The sequence below is a fragment of the Salimicrobium salexigens genome (assembly GCF_900156705.1).
GTDB classification, from domain to species: Bacteria; Bacillota; Bacilli; order Bacillales; family Halobacillaceae; genus Salimicrobium; species Salimicrobium album.
In genome coordinates, this window is the sequence record NZ_FTOK01000005.1 from 184,739 (window position 1) to 204,382 (window position 19,644).

Genomic DNA, 19,644 nt, shown 5'->3' on the forward strand with positions numbered 1-19,644 from the left:
GCGTGAAAGGGAAGATTACCGAAACAAGCATTTCACTTTTTGGCCAAAAAGGCTTCAAGGAAACTTCTATACAGGAAATAGTCGATCATCTTGGACTTACTAAAGGAACTTTTTACTACTACTTCAAAAACAAAGAAGAAGTTCTCGTTCAGATTCATGAACGATTCATTGATGATTTACTGGAAAAACAGGAAAAAATTTTGAACAGCAGCCTTCACCCGGAGGAAAAACTGCGCGAGCTTGTGAGGATGATGATCGAAAACATCCGTGCAAGTGTAAACAGTGCCATGATCTTTTTCCGGGAAATGCGGCACTTAAGCGAAGAAAAATTGTCATACGTGAGGCAGAAACGGGATTTATTTCAGCAGAATATCGAAAAGCTTGTGCAGGAAGGAATAGAAGGAGGAGCATTCCGCAGTGATCTTCGGGCGGACATGATCTCTTATTTCATTCTCGGCATGGCGAACTGGAGCTATTTCTGGTATGAGCCCGAAGGAGAAGTGTCGGAAGAACATCTGGCGGATATATATACAGCTATTTTATTGCAGGGTCTGGAATCGAAAGAGAAGGAGTGAGGGACATGCACGAACATGATATTAAAGTGAGGTTTTCGGAAACGGATCAACTGGGACACGTGAATAACAATAATTATTTTATATATATGGAGGAAGCAAGAATACATTTCTTCGACTACCTCGACCTGGTAGGGGATGGAGAGTGGAAGTTCGTTGTAGCCTCCGTAAAGTGCGACTTCGTTAAACAGCTGTACTTCGGTCAGTCGATTACGATTAAAAGTTTTGTGACGAAAATAGGGAACTCCAGTTTCCATTTGAAGCAGAACATGTATGAGAAAGAAAGTGGAGAACTTGTAGCGGAAGGGGATTCTGTAGTAGTCCAGTACGATTTCAAGGCGGAAGCAAGCGAGAAGATGTCCGAATGGATGAAGAACCAGCTTGCTTCCTGTCAGTTTGAAACTGCAGAAGGGAGATGACTGTATGGACACGCGCGAAGTAAGAAAAGGAGAGGAACTGGAGAAAGAAGTTCTTGAAGAGTATTTGAGAAGTACGTTCACGGACCTTCCTAAGTCCCCGTTAAACATCCGGCAGTTCGGTGCGGGACATTCCAATCTTACGTATGAACTGAAAATCGGAGACTGGGAAGCCGTACTGCGAAGACCACCGAAAGGGCCTCTCCCTCCCAAAGCCCACGACATGGAAAGGGAATATAAAGTCATCAAAGCGGTCCACCCTTTTTTCCCCCTTGCGCCTGAGCCTCTGGCTTTTAAGGGAGATGAATTAATTGGAAAGCCCTTTTTTATAATGGAAAGGAAAACAGGGATCGTGTTCGATACCGAATGGCCGGAAGAGGTGACCCCATCGCCGGAACTTGCGAAAGATATTTCCCGGGAAATGGTGGATCGTCTGGTTGAACTTCACTCCATTGATTATACGGAGACTCCTCTGAATAATATGGTTAAACCCGAAGGATTTATGGGAAGACAGGTAGAGGGATGGATCAGGAGATATGAAAAAGCTCACACCGAAGATGTAAAAGAAGGGAGCGAGCTCAAAAAGTGGCTCGTGGAACACATACCGGAAAACGAAGAGAGTGCCATCATTCATTATGATTATAAACTCAATAACGCTATGTTTTCTCACGACGACCCATCGGAAATGACCGGTCTGTTTGATTGGGAAATGACCACTGTCGGAGATCCTCTTGCAGATCTCGGGGCGGCTATGAGTTACTGGATGGAAGCGGGAGATTCTTCTGAGTTGAAAGAAGGACTGGGGAAACCTCCTCTTACGACAGCAGAAGGGTTCTACACAAGGAAGGAATTTATGGAGAGATATGCGGAGAAAAGCGGACGCGATTTAAACAACATGAATTTTTACCTGGCTTTTGCCTATTTCAAACTGGCGGGAATCGTCCAGCAGATTTATTTCAGATACAAGCAGGGACAGACGGACGATCCGCGTTTCAGACACATGAACCATTTTGTGAATAAACTTATGGATCAGGCTGCCGTGCAGGCAGGTATTACTTAAAAAAGAGAGGGATAAATTATGAAAGCTATACAATTCAAGGAATACGGAGAGGCGGACGTTCTGAACGAAGTCGACGTCGAGATGCCTGAACCGGGAGATAACGAAGTACAGATTGAAGTGAAAGCGATCGGAGTCAATTTTGCAGATACGGCACGTCGCCGCGGCCAATATGTTGTTCCAACCCCGCTCCCTTTCGTACCAGGGGCAGAGGTCGCCGGTGTTGTAAATAAAAAAGGTAAAGGTGTCACAAACGTTGAAGAAGGGGACCGGATCGTTACCCTGGTAGAATCAGGCGGGTACAGCGAATACGTTACCGCAAATGCTTCTTCGGTCGTACCTGTACCGGATGGAGTGGAAGATGAACAGGCAGTAGCTCTGTTGCTTCAAGGTCTTACCGCTTATCATCTGATCAGCACGATGGGCCGTATGGAAAAGGGGGAAACGATTCTCGTCCACGCGGCAGCCGGTGGAGTAGGAATGATTGCGGTGCAGCTGGCTAAGCATTTTCAGGCCGGAAAGGTTATCGCTACTGCCAGTTCCGAAGAGAAACTGAAGTTCGCCAAAGATTTGGGAGCAGATGCAGGAATCGACTATACGAAAGAAGACTGGCAGCAGGACGTTGTTGACGAAACCGGCGGGAAAGGCGTGGATGTCGCGCTCGAAATGGCCGGAGGTGACGTTTTCACAGAAACGCTGAAGACGATGTGTGCTTTTGGCCGTGTGCTTACTTACGGTGCAGCAAGCGGCGAACCGCCTCAGTTGAACGCAGCCGGTCTCATGGGACGCAATCTTTCCGTTATAGGATTTTTCCTTCCACAAATTATGAAATATCCGGAACTGGTTCAAAAAAGTATGAAAGAACTGCTGACTCTTGTACAGCAGGGAGAACTGAAACTTCACATCGGAGGAGTATACAAGCTTAGTGAAGCGTCGCAGGCTCACAAAGATCTCGAAAACAGAAAGACAAAAGGAAAACTGGTACTGAAACCTTAATAACGTGGATACGAAAGCTGTCGGGGACCTTTCCGGCAGCTTTTTTAATTGCACAGGGGATGTTTTCGGCGGAAAAGTGTTTAAAGCCTGCGACGGTGCGGTATAGAAAAAGAAAACAGTTAAACAGGAGGTTTTGATCATGCCCTGGGATACACAGGATTATCCGGACTCTTTGAAGAATCTGGACACGGCAGTTCGAAAAAAAGCGATAACAATCGCGAACGGCATGCTTCATGAAGGTTATGAGGAAGGGAGAGCTATACCTATCGCCACTGAACAGGCAAAGGAATGGTATAGTAATGCCACGGATAACGACATCAATAAAGTGAAACAGATGACGGATAAGGAACTGCGGACGAGAGATGAGGAAAATCCGCAGAACAGCCGCCCGGAGCTTATGGAAAAAGGAGAACATGTCATTGCTCATGAAGATGGCTGGGCAGTACAGGCGGAGGATGCCAGACAGCCTTCGGAAGTTTTCGGAAAGAAAGAGGAAGCAGTGAATCGGGCGAAAGAAATAGCTCAAAACAAAGGTACAGCTGCCATTATTCATAAGCAGGACGGTTCGATACAAGAGAACATTCCCTATAATAAGTAAAAAAAGTTTATTTTTGGAATTTATGGGTATACTAAAAAATGTACATGATTTTTAACAAGGAGGAAACACACATGACAAACGGCAACCAGGGAAGAAGCGGTGAGAACCGTACGGAGGAACAGAATAAAGAATACGGACGTCAGGGAAAACATGCAAAAGGAAAGCAGCAGTCAGGTAATAGCGGAAATTCCCGTCAAAACACTCCGGATCTTTCCGAAAAAGGAGAACACGTCATTGCTCATGAAGACGGCTGGGCAGTACAGGGAGAAAATTCCTCGCAGCCTACGAAAGTCTTTGACAAAAAAGACGAGGCAATAAAAAGAGCGAAAGAAATAGCCGGAAATAAAGGCGGCAGTGTTATCATTCACAAACAGGATGGTACCATTCAAGAGAACGTATCGTATAGTAACTGAAAGGGACCCGGTTCCCGGATGTAAAATACTTATAAAGTCATATAAAAAGGAAGCTCTGATTAAGAGCTTCCTTTTTGTAATGGATTAGAGGAAAGATTTAAAAGCTTTTGAAATCTTCATAAGGGACTTCTACAGTGAAAAATACACCGTCCTCGTCTTCGGTTGCAGCGATTACTACGTGAGAATCACCGAAAATAGTACGGAAAACCTCATCACCGTTATCAAACGGGGCGTCCAGATTAAAACCGGTAGAGAGAATGGCATTACGGTCTTTCTCTGTAAGTCCTTCTGTTTCTTCAAGCGTGATCATTGGACGTACCAGGTTGCCTTCGGAAGCAGCCGTGTACTCATAGGAGACGTATGTATTCACGAGGGAACTCACCTCTCCAAGCATTTCGGCTGTGATCTCCTGAATTTCCCCGGCATCGATCAGGTAACGCACTTCCACGGGATCAAACCTTTTTAAAAAATGACTCACCGGCTTTCTCTCCTTTAGTCGGAATTTTTGAAGGGGTAATAGGAAAAATGCAGATGTATAATCAATAAGCAGCGTTATGTAAAAGAAAATCCTTTCCCTCTATCTCACGGATAAAGGAAAAGGGAAGAAGTCGTGAAGGCTTTGGCAAAAATGTTGTAGGGGGAAGTCATTTTCCAAATTAGCGCCTTCCATACTACCTTACCCGTTACGTACATTTGAAAACGTGTTTCAGTTCTTTTTATCGATAATTTTTTTGATTTTTCTTCTTCCCAGCCTGAACAAGGGGAGCGAAGTAAGAAAATCGATTGCGACAGAAATGATCAGACCGTGCAGAATCACTCCCAGAATCGTGAAGATAACGACGATCACCTGGCCGGGGAGAGTATCCGGTTCAAAGGTGGCTCTGCCAAAGAATGTAATAGAAAGAAGTGCACTAAGGAATGCGTCGGAGTAGGTCTCCAGTTCGTCCTCTATCCAAGTAAGAGGGATAATAAGTAAAAAGATCACGATGCTGATGATTCCTGCCACAAAACCGAGATGTTGGCGTTTCAAAAAGCGGAGAAACGGCTTCGTGTAGTATTTGGTGATAGATTTCAACCGGAGCAGATGAAGAATTCTGGCAAAACGCGCAAGCTGGAAGACAGCATCCAGTGGAATGGCGGCAATGACTATAAAAGGGTGTTTTTTGACAAAATCCAGTTTGCTTTCACTTTTAAAGAAACGATAGAGAAAGTCGAGAAAGAATATAGCCCACGTTCCCCACACAATAAGACTGTCGTACTGCATTTCCTGCCATATGGTGGCTACAGATAAACTGGCGAGAAGGACCATGAATACTTCATATGCTGTTTTTCCTGGTCTTCTTTTCCAGCGATTCATCCTGCAGCCCTCCTTTGAGACTTCCATTATAGCATGGAACATTTCTGAAGGGCAGACGTGCGCACATGAGCCGTAAAAAAAGAAGAAGCCGCTCTTTAGAAGAGCAGCTTCCGAATTATAAATCCATTCCGTCATAAGGTTTTATGATTCCGTAAATCGTTTCGATATAGGGAAGGGTGAGGTTCTTTTCCGCTGCCAGCCGCATCGCTCCTCCGTGGAGATGCTCCAGCTCAAGCGGGAGCCCTTTCCGTCGATCCTGATGCATGGAAGAAGTCATGTCGTTCCCAAGATTTTCGAGCTGTTTAAAAGCATGATCCACTTCATCCTGCCCTATTTTAACTCCTCTGGCGACGCTCAGTCTCTGCATATCCTCAAGCATTCGCCTGGCAATAGTAAAGGTTGGGGGATAGGCACGGATGTCTCCGATAGTGGTATTCATTGAGGTAGTGATACCGGAGAAAGCTGTAATGAACATGTACTTTTTCCAGATTTCCTTCAGAATGTCCGAGCTCCACCGGCTGTTCATCACTGCCTGTTCCCCGGCAAGGGAAAGCTCTTCACATATCGATTCCTGGGAAGGGTGAAGAGGGCCGAACACTATATTATGGAAGTCGCTCGTATGTTCCACATGCCCTTTCTCATTAAGGGTAGCTATAATAAAGGCAAGACCTCCGAGGACTGTCTCCTCTCCCAGTTCCTTTTCCAAAATAGCGTAATGTTCCACACCATTCAGAAGGGGCAGAACTTTTGCGCCTTTTTTTACGAGAGACTTCAGCCAGGGCATCGTCCCCTCCAGATGGTATCCTTTAACGGCGAGAACCACGAGGTCCGGATCTTCTATCACGGAAGGATCCTCTGCGATGTTCGGGTTTTCCCATACCGTATCTTCTACATTACTGTGGATTTTCATTCCGTGTGTCCTTAACTGTTCAGCTCTTCCTTCACGAACGAGATTGATGACGGTGTGACCGGCATCATGCCACCTCGTCCCGAAGTAAGCTCCGAGAGCCCCGGCTCCCACAATGACTATCTTCACTTCAATTCCTCCCTCTCAAATACTTACGAAACGATTATTTTTTAACCGTGGATTTCCCTGCATCAATGATGAGAATGATTGCAGTGATGGTATGCAGGATCCAGCCGACTACAGGTATGATTCCGAGGGCGTTCGCCACCATACCGGCGACGCTTCCTGAGCTGAATTCGTTCTGCTTAACGGAAACGATAAGTACGATTACGTGGAAAACGAACATAAATAGTAGCGGCTGCCAGCCGCCGCTCAGTATAAACGTCCCGCCTATGACCGGGATAGCCAGAAAAGCCTCACAAATACCGGTGATCCATTTTAATAAAGTTGTTGCACTCATAATGATCCCTCCCTTTCTGCTCGCGGTAAGGCCGCTTTGTATTCAAATATTTTCGGGGGAAGCTGTAATTTCTCCGGAAAGATGCCGATTCTGTTCCCGATAAACAACAATCGTCCCTTATTCCTTTCCTGTTATAGCCTGTTATTAAACGCTTTTACCTGCATGGGATAAGTGAAAAAGTCCTCCATGCAAAAAGAAAACACCGGTGCGGCGGTGCTTTCTTTTAAATCATTTATTGGCTTTCTGTAATTTTTTTATCATTTTCAACGAACGGCCCGTTCCGACTGCGACAGACTCCAGCGGGTTCGGGGCCATATGTACAGGAACAACGATCTCACTTGACAGCCAGTCCTGCAGACCGTTTAAAAGTGCACCTCCGCCCGTAAGTATAATACCGCGATCGACTATATCCCCGCTTAGTTCAGGAGGACAGCTTTCGAGAGTCGTGCGGATCGTTTCAAGAATTTGTGCAAGAATCTCCTTCAAGGCGCCCTGTATTTCTGTAGAAGTGAGCTGAATCGGTTTAGGCAAACCGGTCACCATGTCCCGCCCCCGCACTTCCATTGTTCTTTCTTCATGCTCGACCGGAGCCTGGCCGACTTCCATTTTAATCAGTTCGGCGGTCCGGATGCCGATAAGCATGTTGTACTGTTTGCGTACGTAATTCATAATCTCCTCATCCATCACATCTCCGCCGGAGCGGATGGAGTTGCTGGAGACGACGCCCCCGAACGAAATGATAGCCACTTCACTCGTCCCGCCACCGATATCCACTATAACGTTCGCAAGCGGTTCATCTACGGGCAGATCCGCTCCTATAGCCGCTGCTATCGGTTCCTCAATGAGGTGCACCTGTTTGGCGCCGTAGTTTTTCACAGCGTTTTCGATTGCCCGTCGTTCTACGGAGGTGGAACCGGACGGAGTGCACACTACTACCGTAGGTTTTCTGATAGACATACCGGAGGATTTCCCGGCTTTCTTCAAAAATTCTTTCAGCATCTGGGAGGTCATGTCGAAGTCTGCGATCACTCCGTCTCTGAGCGGCCTTACGGGTATGACGTTCTTTGGTGTTTTCCCGACCATCTTTTTAGCTTCTTCCCCTACGGCGATCACTGATTTGGTGTCCGTATTGTAGGCGACGACGGAAGGTTCGTTCAATAACATTCCTTTGGATTTGGAATAGATAAGTATGTTTGCGGTACCAAGATCAATTCCGATTTCTTCGTTAGATAGCATTGATTTCACTCCAGTGATGATAGATTTTTCTGAATGGATAACTCTATTATAATGTATTTGGGAAAACAGTGATAGAAATAAATGAGTGATTGTTTTATAATCGGGGGAAAGTAAAGACAGGGGGACGCTGCAGTGGGCGGTTATTTGACTTATGAAGACATACGAAAAAAAAGTGACGTCCTGAATGAATCGTATGAACTGGATGTTTCCATCTTTGAGGAAGTCGTAGATGATCTTCTGGAAAGTGAAAAAGATACGGAGAGTATCATTCTCGAAGGTTTCGAGAAATTGCTCCGTTCGGTGGATGAAACGATGACGGATATAGATTCTTTCATGGAAATGAAACCGAACTGTTTCATGGGCTGTGCTTTCTGCTGTTATTTCCCGATAAGGGTCAGCAAAATGGAAGCGAAACTCTTCTTCCGCTCCATTGAACATATGGAGCCGGATAGAAAAGAAGATATCTACAGACACTGGGAAAAATACTACGAAAAGTTTCCCCGGAAGCTGGAGGAGGCTCTGGCTATTGAGGAAGACGACCCCGAGATGAAATGGAAATACAAACAGCTGAATTTACCGTGTCCGATGCTGGATGAGGAGAAACAGTTGTGCAAGGCGTATGAAATCAGACCGGTACCGTGCCGTACGTACGTGAACTATTCCGACCCGACAGTCTGTGCTACGGAACACATGCCGAAAGAGACGACAAGTTACGACTTTCTTTATAATTTTTACTTCCAGGGTATAAATGAACTTGTGCAGGCCCTGTATGAAAACGGGGAAGAACTTCCTGTCGATTACCCGATGGACGCCTGGAGCTATGATTACCTTCCGGGATGGATCAGACAGTATCGGCAGGGAGAAATGCACGTATAGGGGGTGGGGAGATGGATCTTGCTCACATCGTTGAAGAGAAAATTAAAAAGGCGGTTGATCAGGGAGACCTCGATGATTTGCCGGGAAAGGGCAGACCTTTGCCGGAAGATGAGTTCGCCCACGTGCCGGATGACCTCAGGAACAGCTACCGCGTATTGAAAAACGCCGGCATGTTACCTGAAGAGATGCAGATTAAGAAAGAAGTGGTGGAACTCGAGGAACTGCTGGATCAGATTGCGGATCCCGAAGAGAAAGAACGCACGGAAAGGAAATTGACGGAGAAACGTATCCGTTTTCAAATGCTTATGGAAAAGAGGAAAATGGCCCAGTCCGGAACTTTCGGCCAATATGAAAGTTCCATAAGAAAGCGGCTTTAAAACATAAACTTTCCGAGCGACCTCCGGGCCATACAGATCTGATAGGAAAGCCTCCCCCGCACAGGCAAGTGAGGGAGAGGCTTCATTTTTTTCTTTAAGAATAGAGACCGTTGTTAACCTGCAGAACGCTTCTCCTCTTTGGCGACTTTCAGGAACCGCTTCGTCTCCGAGGCTACGACTCCGGAAAGCAGGAGAAGTCCGATAAGGTTAGGGAAAGCCATAAGACCGTTCATGACATCAGCGAAGGTCCAGACAGTACTGAGTTCAATTACCGCACCGATGAATACAAAGGCGACGAAAAGAATTTTGTAAAATCCGAGCCCCCGGTCGTTAGTCAGATAACCGAAGCATTTCTCTCCATAATAGGACCAGCCTACAATAGTGGAGAAAGCGAAGAAGATCAGTCCGAACGTGACGATGTATCCTCCTATATCGCCGAGGAAAGCACTGAACGATGCGGTGGTCAGGGCAGCACCATCCTCGCTTCCTTCCCCCTTGTATTCCCCGGCCATAACGATGGTCAGTCCGGTCATTGTACAGATGATAATCGTATCAATAAGTACCTGTGTCATGGACACGAGAGCCTGACGGCCGGGATAGTCCGTACGGGCAGCAGCGGCGGCGATCGGTGCCGAGCCGAGTCCAGCTTCGTTCGAAAAGACTCCACGGGCTACCCCGTAACGGATGACAGTACCGAGAAGACCTCCTCCGACTGCATTAGCGCTGAAAGCATCTGTGAAAATCGTATTGAAGGCAGGGCCTACGAGTTCAAAATTAGTAATAATGATTATTAATGCACCAAGAACGTAAAAAGCTGCCATAATCGGAACGAAAAATGCCGTTACACGGCCGATGCTTTTGATTCCGCCGAGAAGAACGAGACCGGCAAACACGAGAAGAATCAGTCCTGTAATCCATGTCGGAATGTTGAATGTCTGGACTACAGCATCGGAGACGGAGTTGGCCTGGACCATGTTCCCTATGCCGAACGCGGCGATAGCTCCGAAAAATGCGAAAAGCACTCCCAGCCATTTTTGGCCGAGTCCGCGATCAAGGTAGTACATAGGTCCACCTGACATTTCACCTTTGTTGTTTTCGACCCGGTATTTTACGGCAAGTATTGCTTCTGCGTATTTAGTAGCCATGCCGAATATAGCGGTGATCCACATCCAGAATACTGCTCCGGGCCCGCCCAGCACGACCGCTGTAGCCACCCCTGCTATGTTACCTGTACCTATTGTGGCGGCAAGTGCAGTGGTCAGAGCCTGGTAGTGGGAGATGTCTCCTTTTTCTCCCTTCTGCTGAGCGCTTGGTTTAAATGCAAGTTTCAAAGCGTAAGGCAGAGTCCGGAACTGTAAAAAACCCAGCCGAAGCGTTAAGTAAACACCTGTACCTACAAGCAGTACGAGGAGAGGCCAGCCCCATACGAGGCCGCTTATGTTCCCAAGTATTTCGTTTAATCTGTCCATCTGAATCCCCCTTGTAAGATAATGCTTACATACTAAATATTCCGAAAATTCAACTAAAAGTCAAGGTTTTTATAGGAAAAAGTGAGGAAAACAGAAAAATCATTTATAATAAGAAGAGTGAAGGAGGTTACTATTATGATTCGTGTATTATTCATTTGTCTCGGTAATATTTGCAGGTCACCGATGGCCGAAGCCATTTTTCGCAGTAAGGTTGAACAGGAGGGGTTACAGGATAAAATAGATACAGACTCTGCCGGCGTGGGACACTGGCACGAGGGGTCTCCTCCTCATGAAGGTACCCGGGCTGTCCTTCGGAAAAATCACATACGTATGACAGATACGAAAGCCAGGCAGATTACGGAACAGGACTGGGAAGATTTCCACTACCTGATCGTCATGGATGATAATAACCTGAGAGATGTAGAAGCGATCAATGACAAAGAGGGTGTCATAATACAGAAACTGATGGATTACGCCGAAAATGTTCCGGAAAGTGAAGTGCCTGACCCTTACCTTACTGGCGATTTCGAAGGAACGTTTGAGCTCGTGAACAGCGGTTGTGAAGGGCTTCTGGATTCTATCAGAAGAGACCACTCATTATAGGGAAGGAAGGCACGGGATGCCTTCCTTTATTTTTATGAAAAAAAGAGGTGTGTATGATTGAATAGTGATACAGAAGATTGGTATAGTTGGAATTGTTAAAAAATAGAAAGGTGTGTATACATGAAAAAAATAATATTTTTATTTGCTCTCGCTTTTACTCTTGTACTGGCTGCCTGCGGGACCGGCAGTGACGAGAACTCCAGTGAGAAGAGCAATAGCAGCAAAGACGGTGAGAAAGAACAGACATTATTCAAGCAGCTTCAGGAAGAAGGGGCGACTGTAGCAACTTCCGGAACCCTGCTTGCTTCCACTTACTATCCGGAGGGATCGGATAAACTGACCGGTTATGACGTGGAGGTTTTGAGAGAAATCGGTAAACGGCTGGATATCGATATTTCTTTCGAAGAAATCGGTGTGGACGGCATGCTTCCAGCCCTTAAAAATGGAAGAGTGGATATGGTAGCCAACGATTTTGAAATCACTGAAGAAAGAAAAAGGGATTTCGCATTCAGCGAGCCCTATAAATATTCCTTCACTTCGATAATTGTTCGTGAAGATGATTTATCCGGAATTGAAACGCTTGAGGACGTTTCCGGTAAAGTACACGGTGGGGGAGCGACCACTACGCACTCCCAGCTCGCAGAGGAACTGGGAGCTGAGCTGAAGACATACAATAATGTGACTAATGATGTATATCTGCGTGATGTCGAGAATGGACGTACGGATTTTATCATTAACGACTACTACCTGCAGAAACTGGCGACAGAAGCTCTTCCTGATATAAATGTGAAGATACATCCGGACATTAAATTCAACGAAGCCAAAATTGCGGTCGTTCTTCCGCAGGATGCGGACGAACTGAAGAAGAAGGTCGATGAGGCGATTACGGAAATGAGAGAAGATGGAACGCTGAAAGAGCTGTCGGAGGAATTTTATAATGCGGACGTGTCCAAACGGCCGGAAGAGGATATTCCTTCTGTAGATGAAATGGATCTTTAAGGAGGGAATAAAATGATCGGAATCGAGATAGACGATTTTGAACCCGGCAAACTATTTAATTTTCAACGTTCTATCGAAAATCTGCCCCTGATATTGGAAGGGATCCCCTACACAGTGCTTGTAGCTCTGGCAGGTATGGTTCTCGGTCTGGTTCTTGGTTTCTTTCTGGCTCTGGCACGGTCGTCGGCTCAGCTATGGCTGCAGCTTCCCGCCAGATTTTACATATCGTTCATGCGGGGAACGCCGATCCTTGTGTATCTGTTCGTCATTTATTTCGGATTTCCGGCTGTAGGTATTGAAATCAATGCCGTTTCAGCTGCCGTTCTCGGTTTCGGGACGAACAGTGCCGCTTACGTGGCGGAGATCATACGCTCCTCACTTTCAAGTGTGGACGAGGGCCAGTGGGAATCTTCCCGGGCTCTCGGGTTCTCCTACTGGAAGACATTACAAAGAATCATCGTACCTCAGGCGACGAGAGTGGCCATTCCGCCGCTTGCCAACGTGTTTCTTGACCTGTTGAAAGCTACCTCTCTCGCAGCAATGATCACTGTGCCCGAAATATTGAATAAAGCGCAGATAGCGGCAGGGAGAACGGTAGATTCCATGACGATGTACATTACTGCCGCACTCGTTTACTGGGCTCTGACTTTATTATTCTCTTTCTTTCAGAACTATTTGGAGAAAAGGTATAACAGATATGTATAAACGCCATCCGGAGACGGAGGCGTTTTTTTCTTTACACATTCACCGGGCTACTATATAATCTAAATCGTAATCATTCTTATTTATAATTGGAGGAGGCGAATCATGGCTCAGGAACCGCTTATTGAACTTGAAGATGTGTCTTTCAAATATGACAGGAATTGGGTAGTGGAGAACGTGAACATGACTATAAACGAAGGGCAGTTCGTCGGTCTTGTGGGACCGAACGGTTCCGGTAAATCCACCCTTATCAAACTGATGCTCGGTCTCGAAAAACCGGTCAGGGGACACATCCGGCTGTTTGGTAAAGAAGTGAAAAAGTTCAATAGGTGGCAGGAAGTGGGCTTTGTTTCACAGAAAGCGAACAGTTTTAACTCCGGATTTCCGGCTACCGTCTATGAAGTCGTGCGCTCAGGCCTTGTGTCCCGCATGAACATGTTCCAGCTCTTTAATCACAGTCATAAAGATAAAGTGCTTGCCACTTTGCGCGAAGTGGAGATGGAAGAATATGCCCAACACTCTATCGGTGAATTGTCGGGAGGGCAGCAGCAGCGGGTGTTTATTGCCCGTGCTCTGGTGAGCGACCCTTCCCTGATTATTCTCGACGAACCCACTGTCGGAGTGGACAGTGAACATGTTACTGCTTTCTACGATCTTTTAGCTAAATTGAACGGAGAGCGCAATCTCACTCTTTTAATGGTAAGTCACGATATCGGCACCATTACAAGCCACGCTACACACGTTGCCTGCATGAATAAAACAGTCCATTTCCATGGTTCCACGGAGGATTACGAAAATATGGACGATGAAACTTTGAGTCTGATGTATGGTCACTCCCTGCAGCAGCTTACTCATAACCACGAAGGGAGTTCACTATGATTGAAGCGATTGTGGAATATGAATTTTTACAGAATGCGGTGATTACCGGTCTGCTTATCGGGCTTGTAGCTCCTTTGCTTGGAGTATTCATCGTTGTCCGGCGACTGTCGCTGATAGCGGATGCTCTCTCCCACATCACTTTAACGGGGATTGCTGCCAGTCTGCTGATTGAAAAGCGTGTATCGGCAGTGGACGACTGGAACCCGATGTATATGGGGATGGCGTTTTCCGTTCTGGGGGCTGTGTTCATAGAAAAATTGAGAAAAGTGTACAAGCATTACGAAGAGCTGGCAATCCCTATCATGTTATCGGGCGGAATAGGCCTCGGTGTTATACTTATTTCTCTGGCAGACGGATTCAATACGGACTTATTCAGTTATTTATTCGGAAGCGTTACAGCCGTCAGCAGAGGAAATATGTGGACAGTAGCTGTCATCACCACGCTGGTGGTAATTATCGTCCTTATGTTTTACAAAGAGCTTTTCGTACTTTCCTTTGACGAAGATCATGCGTCCATTGCCGGGGTGAATGCCAGGTTCGTCCACTTTTTATTTATTGTAATGGTAGCTCTCGTCATCGCCTCGGCCATGCAGGTAGTCGGCATACTGCTCGTTTCGGCACTCATGACGCTGCCTGTCGCATCCGCTCTCCGCATGTCCGTCAGTTTCAGGCAGACAATCGGTCTTTCGGTACTGTTCGGAGAAATTTCCGTTGTTATCGGGCTGATCAGTGCGTATCAGCTGGATGTACCGCCGGGAGGGACGATCGTAATGGCTGCGGTGGTGCTTCTTATGATAAGTATGCTGTACAAAAAATTCCGTTCCGGTCTTTTTGAGAAAGGAGAAAAAGTATGAGTGTAATGAACCGTGCTTTACAACAGCTGAAGGAGAAAGGGTACAAGAAGACGAAACAGAGGGAGCGGATTATAGAAATATTCGCATCGCACGATCAGTACGTACCGGCAAAGAAGATACTTCAGGATATGCAGAAGGAGTTTCCGAATATAAGTTTCGATACAGTCTACCGGAATCTTTATCTTTTATCCGGAGAAAACGTGCTTGAGGCTACAGAACTTGAAGGCGAAAAACATTTCCGGCTCAGCTGCGGTGCCGGGCACCATCATCACCATTTTATTTGCACAGACTGCGGAAAAACGAAGCTGATAGAGTTCTGTCCGATGGAAAAGATAAATGAAGATTTAAAAGGCTATGATGTGGAAAGTCATAAGTTTGAAATTTACGGGAAGTGCCCGCTATGTGCTTAACCCCGTGAGTTTATAAAGAAAGACTTTCAGGCGTGAAGTAATTGTTATGGATGAGAGGTGTGTGGAATGAAAAAGTCAGGTATTGCTCTGTTTTTACTCGCAGTAGTCGTTCTCTCGGCCTGCGATAGCGGTGAGAACGGGGAAAAAGGGAATAAGGAAGCCGAAGTCGACATTTATACTACTGTGTATCCATTGCAGTTTATGACTGAGAAAATAGCAGGTGAGACGCTTGAGGTCGAGTCTATCCTGCCGGCAGGTGCGGATGCACATACGTATGAACCGACGACCAAGGAAATGGTACGTATGGCAGAAGGAGAGGTATTCATCTACACGAAAGATGACTTCGAGGCATACGCAGAGACGATCGCCGATACGCTGGAAGCGGAAGATGTCCGGACGGTTGCTGCAGCGGAAGGCATGGAAGGACTGAAGAAGAACGGACATGAAGAAAAAGAAGGCGGAGATCACGCCGGGCACAGCCATTCCGCGAGCGGAGAAGATCCTCACATATGGCTCGATCCCGAAATCATGGCGGAAGTGGCGGAACAGATTGAAAAGGAACTGGCGACTATGTATCCGGAAAAAAAGGATGAGTTCAGCGAGAATACAAAAAAGTTGAAGGCAAGACTTCACGAACTTGATGAACGTCTGGCTGCCACCATTAAAGAGGCGGATACTCAGGAAGTGATAGTCTCACACGCGGCTTACGGGTATTGGGAGGACGCCTACGGCTTAAAGCAGATTTCCGTAGCCGGTCTCTCCTCTACGAATGAACCTTCCCAAAAAGAACTCGAACACGTGATCGAAACTGCAGAGGAGCATGGACTCAACTACGTATTGTTCGAAAAGAACGTGTCTATGAAAGCGGCGGATATAGTCCAGGAAGAAATAGGGGCAGAAGCCCTTTATCTGCATAATCTGGCTACGAGAACAGAAGAAGAAGCGGAAAATGGAAAAGATTACTTCGACATCATGGAAGAAAACAGGGAAGTTCTCGAACAGGCCTTGAACCGGTAAAGAAGACCCGTCTACACTTCAGACCGGGTCCTGCGTGACGGATACATCTTTTTTGAAGAAGAACACAAGAAAAATAAAGACGAGCAGACCTACGATCAAAAAGAAGAGAGACAGGCCCGGAAGTATGTCAAGAACGATCCCCGACAGAAACGGACCGAGAATACTGCCGATGCTGAACGACATCCCGCATAATATATTTCCGGCAGGGAGGAGTTCCCGGGGCAGAAGATCGGTCATATAAGAGATGCCGAGGGAAAATAAAGATCCGACACAAAGCCCGGCGAAAGCAAAGCATAGAAACAGTACAGTGGCCGAAGACTCGTAGAAGGAAGCGATGAGAAAAGCGGCTGTGCCTCCGGCAAGAGCATAGCGTATGACGCGAGGGCGCCCTATGGAATCGCTCCAGCGGCCGAGCGGAATCTGTGATAAAAGACTTGCTGCAGCGAAGGCCGGAATAATGAAAGAGACGGTCTGCACGTTGTGACCGATACGTAAGCCGTAAACCGGGAATATGCCGTGCAGCGACGCTTCCAGAAAGCCGTAGCAGAGCGGACCGAGAAAAGCGGGCCAGGCTATTGCGGCGGCTTTGAGGAATCTTCTGAACGAACTGGATCCGTGAGCGGAGGCGTAATCTTCCTCCGGAAATTCATTTCCCACTTTCAGCATGAACAGCCATACGCCCAAACTGAGGAAAGAAGCCAGCAGGAAAGGAAAGTACGTACTGACCGAAAGAAGATTGGTCATAAGAGGGCCCAGTGTGAAACCGAGACTGAAGAACAGCCCGTAATAGGCGATACTGCGTCCGCGGCTTCCTTTGTCGGCCGTAGTCGTAATCCACGTCTGCGTACCGAAGTGCAGAATCTGATCCCCGATACCTATAGCTACACGGAGGGCGAACCAGAACCATAGGGACTGCCAGAAAGGAAAAAGGAACAGCGACGTAACCACCAGGAGACCTCCGACCATAATAATCGGCTTGAAGCCGAGGGAACGGAGCGGCTTTTCTATAAAAGGGGAAGCAAGGAGAATACCTATGTAAAGACCTGTAGCATGGATGCCATTCAAAGAGGAGGATACTCCGTTCTGTTCCAGAATGACAGCCAGTAGAGGGAGGAGCATCCCTTGAGAAAAACCGGAAATAGTAACGAGTCCTATTAAGACACGAAATCTCTGTTTTACACTGAACATGGTACTTCCTCCCTCCGGTAAAGTCTTCCTACAGAATAAGCGAACAGAGGGATCGTTTGCAAGAAGATTAATTTTACGTTAGAAATACAGATGAATCGGTTATACTATGAATAAAGACGCATTTTAACAGAGGAGTGAGAGGGAATGGAATTTTATCTGAAAGATGAAGGCATCCGTACATCATTCGAGTTCGACAATCTTAATATTTCCAGTGATGAGAATTACGGTTTCCGTCCTTACCAGCTGATGACGGCTTCCATAGCCGGGTGCAGCATGAGTGTGTACCGGAAAATTCTCGATAAGCAGAGGATCAAATATGAAGACATCAATCTTACAGCTGATGTGAAAAGAAACCCTGATGAAGCGAACCGGATTGAAAAAGTCCATCTTCATTACGTAGTGAAAGGATATCATCTGAACCAGGATAAGCTGGCTAAAAACCTTGAAGTAGCAAGAAAAAACTGCTCGATGGTGCAGTCAGTGAAAGACAGTATCGACATTGAAGAAACGATAGAGTGTATTCAACTGAGCTGACTGGAGCCCTCTGCCTGGAGGGCTTTTTCTCCGGAAAAAATATCGACAGTGCGGTTGAACTGTACTATCATGAACTGGAATCGATTTAGAAGAAAAGGAGCTTTTTATGGAGGATCAGGAAAAACTGAGTAATTTGAAATTGAAGTTGGCTCAATTCGCCGAACGGATCGATGAACTGGATCCGGAGGAAACGGACGTCAAAGACATTGATGAACTGATACGAATGCTTGATGAACTCGAAGATAGAATGAAATGACTTTTTCAACCTTTTCAGACATTATGTGAAAGGGTTGATTTTTTTATATTTATTCTTTATCATGGTAAATCGTTAATGAGATGAAAGGGGTGGAGATGATGGCATCGGCTGTTATTGTATCCGTGCTGGTTTTGACTATTCTCAGTCTGGCCAGGGTCAATGTTATAGTAGCAATTATAGCTGCAGGTCTTACAGCGGGAGTGATGAACGGAGAATCGCTGACGGAGGCTCTGGATTTGTTCATCGCCGGCATGGGAGACCAGGCTGAGGTGGCGCTCAGTTATATACTGTTGGGAGCTTTTGCGGCCGCCATCAGTTTTTCGGGTATTACGACGCTTCTCGTGCAGACGCTCCTGCACCTGCTGAAAGATAAAAAAGTATGGCTCGTATTCATCATAGCAGCAGTGGCGAGTCTCTCACAGAACGTCGTCCCTGTACACATCGCTTTTATTCCGATTCTTATTCCACCGCTTTTACACATGTTCGACCAGATGAAATTGGACAGAAGAGCTGTAGCGGCAGCACTGACATTCGGTTTGAAAGCACCTTATGTCACTATTCCGCTCGGTTTCGGTCTTATTTTCCACCAGACAATCCAGGATGCGATGCAGTCGAATGGAGTGGAAACATCTATCAGTACGATCGCCAAATCGATGATAATACCTGGTCTCGGGATGGTGACCGGTCTTCTCGTCGCTGTACTTATCACTTACAGGAGACCAAGGGAGCCGCGCGCTTCGGATGGAAGCGGTCTTTCTGAAATACCGAAAGATGAGCAGGTGACATTTCGAAAACAGCACGTTTACACCATTATAGCGATCGTAGTGACGCTCTTTATACAGGCAGTGTGGGGGAACCTTATATTTGCAGCTCTTGCCGGACTGATCGTTATGTTCATCTTCAGAGTCGTTCCTTTTCAGTATGGTGATCGTACGATGGGAGAGGGCATAACCATGATGGGTTTTATCGCTTTTGTCATGCTGACGGCTGCCGGGTTCGCTAACGTCCTTACAGAAACAGCTTCTGTCCAGGACCTCGTGGAATCGAGTTCAGGCATGATCGGTGATAATAAAGCAGTAATTTCACTCGTGCTTCTTCTCGTAGGCCTTGTCGTTACCATCGGTATAGGTTCGTCTTTCGCTACCGTCCCTATTCTTGCTGCGTTATTCGTTCCGATTTGCCTGGAAGTCGGTTACTCTCCTATGGCGATCGCTGTTCTGATCGGTACGGCAGGGGCTCTCGGTGATGCCGGGTCCCCCGCTTCCGACAGTACGCTCGGACCTACGTCGGGTCTTAATGCGGACGGTCGTCACAATCATATCTGGGATACATGCGTACCGACTTTCCTGCATTATAATATACCTCTGATCATTTTCGGATGGGCGGCGAGCCTTCTATTCTGATGGCACTTTATTGAAAGTCTTACTTTTTCTCTTCGGGAAGAAGTAAGGCTTTTAATTTTCAACGG

General features: G+C 46.6%; 25 protein-coding genes. 18 read left to right on the forward strand and 7 right to left on the reverse strand.

The features are described from left to right. Positions 1–2 precede the first annotated feature (2 nt). The 6 genes from BW931_RS07850 (at position 3) to BW931_RS13310 (ending at position 4,052) form a co-directional block, all read left to right on the forward strand. Positions 3–575 (forward strand): TetR/AcrR family transcriptional regulator, encoded by a 573-nt coding sequence (locus tag BW931_RS07850; protein WP_076571360.1) that lies wholly within the window; start codon positions 3–5, stop codon positions 573–575. A gap of 5 nt (positions 576–580) precedes the next feature. After that, positions 581–991, forward strand: a complete 411-nt coding sequence (locus tag BW931_RS07855; protein ID WP_076571362.1) for an acyl-CoA thioesterase — start codon at positions 581–583, stop codon at positions 989–991. Between the two features lie 4 nt (positions 992–995). After that, positions 996–2,048, forward strand: coding sequence for a phosphotransferase family protein (locus BW931_RS07860; RefSeq protein ID WP_076571364.1), 1,053 nt, complete (start codon positions 996–998; stop codon positions 2,046–2,048). An 18-nt stretch (positions 2,049–2,066) separates the two neighbouring features. After that, positions 2,067–3,041: a quinone oxidoreductase family protein gene (locus tag BW931_RS07865; RefSeq protein ID WP_076571366.1), complete on the forward strand. Its 975-nt coding sequence runs from the start codon at positions 2,067–2,069 to the stop codon at positions 3,039–3,041. A gap of 139 nt (positions 3,042–3,180) precedes the next feature. After that, complete coding sequence (locus BW931_RS07870; protein WP_076571368.1) at positions 3,181–3,639, forward strand: DUF2188 domain-containing protein; 459 nt, start codon at positions 3,181–3,183, stop codon at positions 3,637–3,639. Positions 3,640–3,710: 71 nt separating this feature from the next. Further along, positions 3,711–4,052, forward strand: coding sequence for a DUF2188 domain-containing protein (locus BW931_RS13310; protein ID WP_084193883.1), 342 nt, complete (start codon positions 3,711–3,713; stop codon positions 4,050–4,052). Between the two features lie 97 nt (positions 4,053–4,149). Here BW931_RS13310 and BW931_RS07880 read toward each other — a convergent pair whose 3' ends face one another. From BW931_RS07880 to mreBH, 5 genes are all read right to left on the reverse strand, one after another. Further along, entirely contained in the window at positions 4,150–4,530 is a 381-nt protein-coding gene (locus BW931_RS07880) for a hypothetical protein (protein WP_076571370.1), read from the reverse strand. A gap of 228 nt (positions 4,531–4,758) precedes the next feature. Beyond that, entirely contained in the window at positions 4,759–5,409 is a 651-nt protein-coding gene (locus BW931_RS07885; protein ID WP_076571372.1) for a hypothetical protein, read from the reverse strand. 115 nt (positions 5,410–5,524) lie between these two features. Continuing rightward, on the reverse strand, positions 5,525–6,445 hold the full coding sequence (locus BW931_RS07890) for a ketopantoate reductase family protein (protein ID WP_076571374.1): 921 nt from the start codon (positions 6,443–6,445) through the stop codon (positions 5,525–5,527). Positions 6,446–6,479: 34 nt separating this feature from the next. Next, positions 6,480–6,776 carry a hypothetical protein gene (locus BW931_RS07895; RefSeq protein WP_008588398.1) on the reverse strand — a complete coding sequence of 99 codons (297 nt, stop codon included), beginning with the start codon at positions 6,774–6,776 and terminating at the stop codon, positions 6,480–6,482. Between the two features lie 228 nt (positions 6,777–7,004). Continuing rightward, on the reverse strand, positions 7,005–8,012 hold the full coding sequence (mreBH, locus tag BW931_RS07900; RefSeq protein WP_008588401.1) for a rod-share determining protein MreBH: 1,008 nt from the start codon (positions 8,010–8,012) through the stop codon (positions 7,005–7,007). A gap of 132 nt (positions 8,013–8,144) precedes the next feature. Here mreBH and BW931_RS07905 point away from each other — a divergent pair, with 132 nt between their 5' ends. Next, positions 8,145–8,888, forward strand: coding sequence for a YkgJ family cysteine cluster protein (locus BW931_RS07905; protein WP_008588403.1), 744 nt, complete (start codon positions 8,145–8,147; stop codon positions 8,886–8,888). An 11-nt stretch (positions 8,889–8,899) separates the two neighbouring features. Then, positions 8,900–9,265 (forward strand): DnaJ family domain-containing protein, encoded by a 366-nt coding sequence (locus BW931_RS07910; protein WP_076571376.1) that lies wholly within the window; start codon positions 8,900–8,902, stop codon positions 9,263–9,265. Between the two features lie 113 nt (positions 9,266–9,378). Here BW931_RS07910 and BW931_RS07915 read toward each other — a convergent pair whose 3' ends face one another. Beyond that, entirely contained in the window at positions 9,379–10,734 is a 1,356-nt protein-coding gene (locus BW931_RS07915) for an alanine/glycine:cation symporter family protein (RefSeq protein ID WP_076571378.1), read from the reverse strand. Positions 10,735–10,869: 135 nt separating this feature from the next. On the opposite strand from BW931_RS07915, the gene BW931_RS07920 reads away from it, so the two are divergent. From BW931_RS07920 to BW931_RS07950, 7 genes are all read left to right on the forward strand, one after another. Then, the gene (locus BW931_RS07920; protein ID WP_008588409.1) at positions 10,870–11,337 is read left to right on the forward strand and encodes a low molecular weight protein-tyrosine-phosphatase; all 468 of its coding nucleotides are present in this window, start codon (positions 10,870–10,872) and stop codon (positions 11,335–11,337) included. Between the two features lie 120 nt (positions 11,338–11,457). Then, on the forward strand, positions 11,458–12,336 hold the full coding sequence (locus BW931_RS07925) for a transporter substrate-binding domain-containing protein (protein WP_076571380.1): 879 nt from the start codon (positions 11,458–11,460) through the stop codon (positions 12,334–12,336). A gap of 12 nt (positions 12,337–12,348) precedes the next feature. Next, positions 12,349–13,041 (forward strand): amino acid ABC transporter permease, encoded by a 693-nt coding sequence (locus BW931_RS07930; RefSeq protein ID WP_076571382.1) that lies wholly within the window; start codon positions 12,349–12,351, stop codon positions 13,039–13,041. Between the two features lie 102 nt (positions 13,042–13,143). Beyond that, complete coding sequence (locus BW931_RS07935; protein ID WP_008588416.1) at positions 13,144–13,917, forward strand: metal ABC transporter ATP-binding protein; 774 nt, start codon at positions 13,144–13,146, stop codon at positions 13,915–13,917. Next, on the forward strand, positions 13,914–14,771 hold the full coding sequence (locus tag BW931_RS07940) for a metal ABC transporter permease (protein WP_008588418.1): 858 nt from the start codon (positions 13,914–13,916) through the stop codon (positions 14,769–14,771). Before BW931_RS07935 ends, BW931_RS07940 begins: the two co-directional genes overlap by 4 nt. After that, positions 14,768–15,181 carry a Fur family transcriptional regulator gene (locus tag BW931_RS07945; RefSeq protein ID WP_076571384.1) on the forward strand — a complete coding sequence of 138 codons (414 nt, stop codon included), beginning with the start codon at positions 14,768–14,770 and terminating at the stop codon, positions 15,179–15,181. The genes BW931_RS07940 and BW931_RS07945 overlap by 4 nt, the downstream gene beginning before the upstream one ends. A gap of 66 nt (positions 15,182–15,247) precedes the next feature. Further along, entirely contained in the window at positions 15,248–16,198 is a 951-nt protein-coding gene (locus BW931_RS07950; protein ID WP_076571385.1) for a metal ABC transporter substrate-binding protein, read from the forward strand. Positions 16,199–16,216: 18 nt separating this feature from the next. Here BW931_RS07950 and BW931_RS07955 read toward each other — a convergent pair whose 3' ends face one another. Continuing rightward, on the reverse strand, positions 16,217–17,386 hold the full coding sequence (locus BW931_RS07955) for an MFS transporter (protein ID WP_008588425.1): 1,170 nt from the start codon (positions 17,384–17,386) through the stop codon (positions 16,217–16,219). Between the two features lie 144 nt (positions 17,387–17,530). Between BW931_RS07955 and BW931_RS07960 the strand changes: the two genes are divergently transcribed. The 3 genes from BW931_RS07960 (at position 17,531) to BW931_RS07965 (ending at position 19,579) form a co-directional block, all read left to right on the forward strand. Next, on the forward strand, positions 17,531–17,920 hold the full coding sequence (locus tag BW931_RS07960; RefSeq protein ID WP_008588428.1) for an OsmC family protein: 390 nt from the start codon (positions 17,531–17,533) through the stop codon (positions 17,918–17,920). 106 nt (positions 17,921–18,026) lie between these two features. Beyond that, complete coding sequence (locus BW931_RS13620) at positions 18,027–18,176, forward strand: SE1561 family protein (RefSeq protein WP_008588430.1); 150 nt, start codon at positions 18,027–18,029, stop codon at positions 18,174–18,176. Between the two features lie 98 nt (positions 18,177–18,274). After that, entirely contained in the window at positions 18,275–19,579 is a 1,305-nt protein-coding gene (locus BW931_RS07965; protein ID WP_076571387.1) for a Na+/H+ antiporter family protein, read from the forward strand. Positions 19,580–19,644 lie beyond the last annotated feature (65 nt).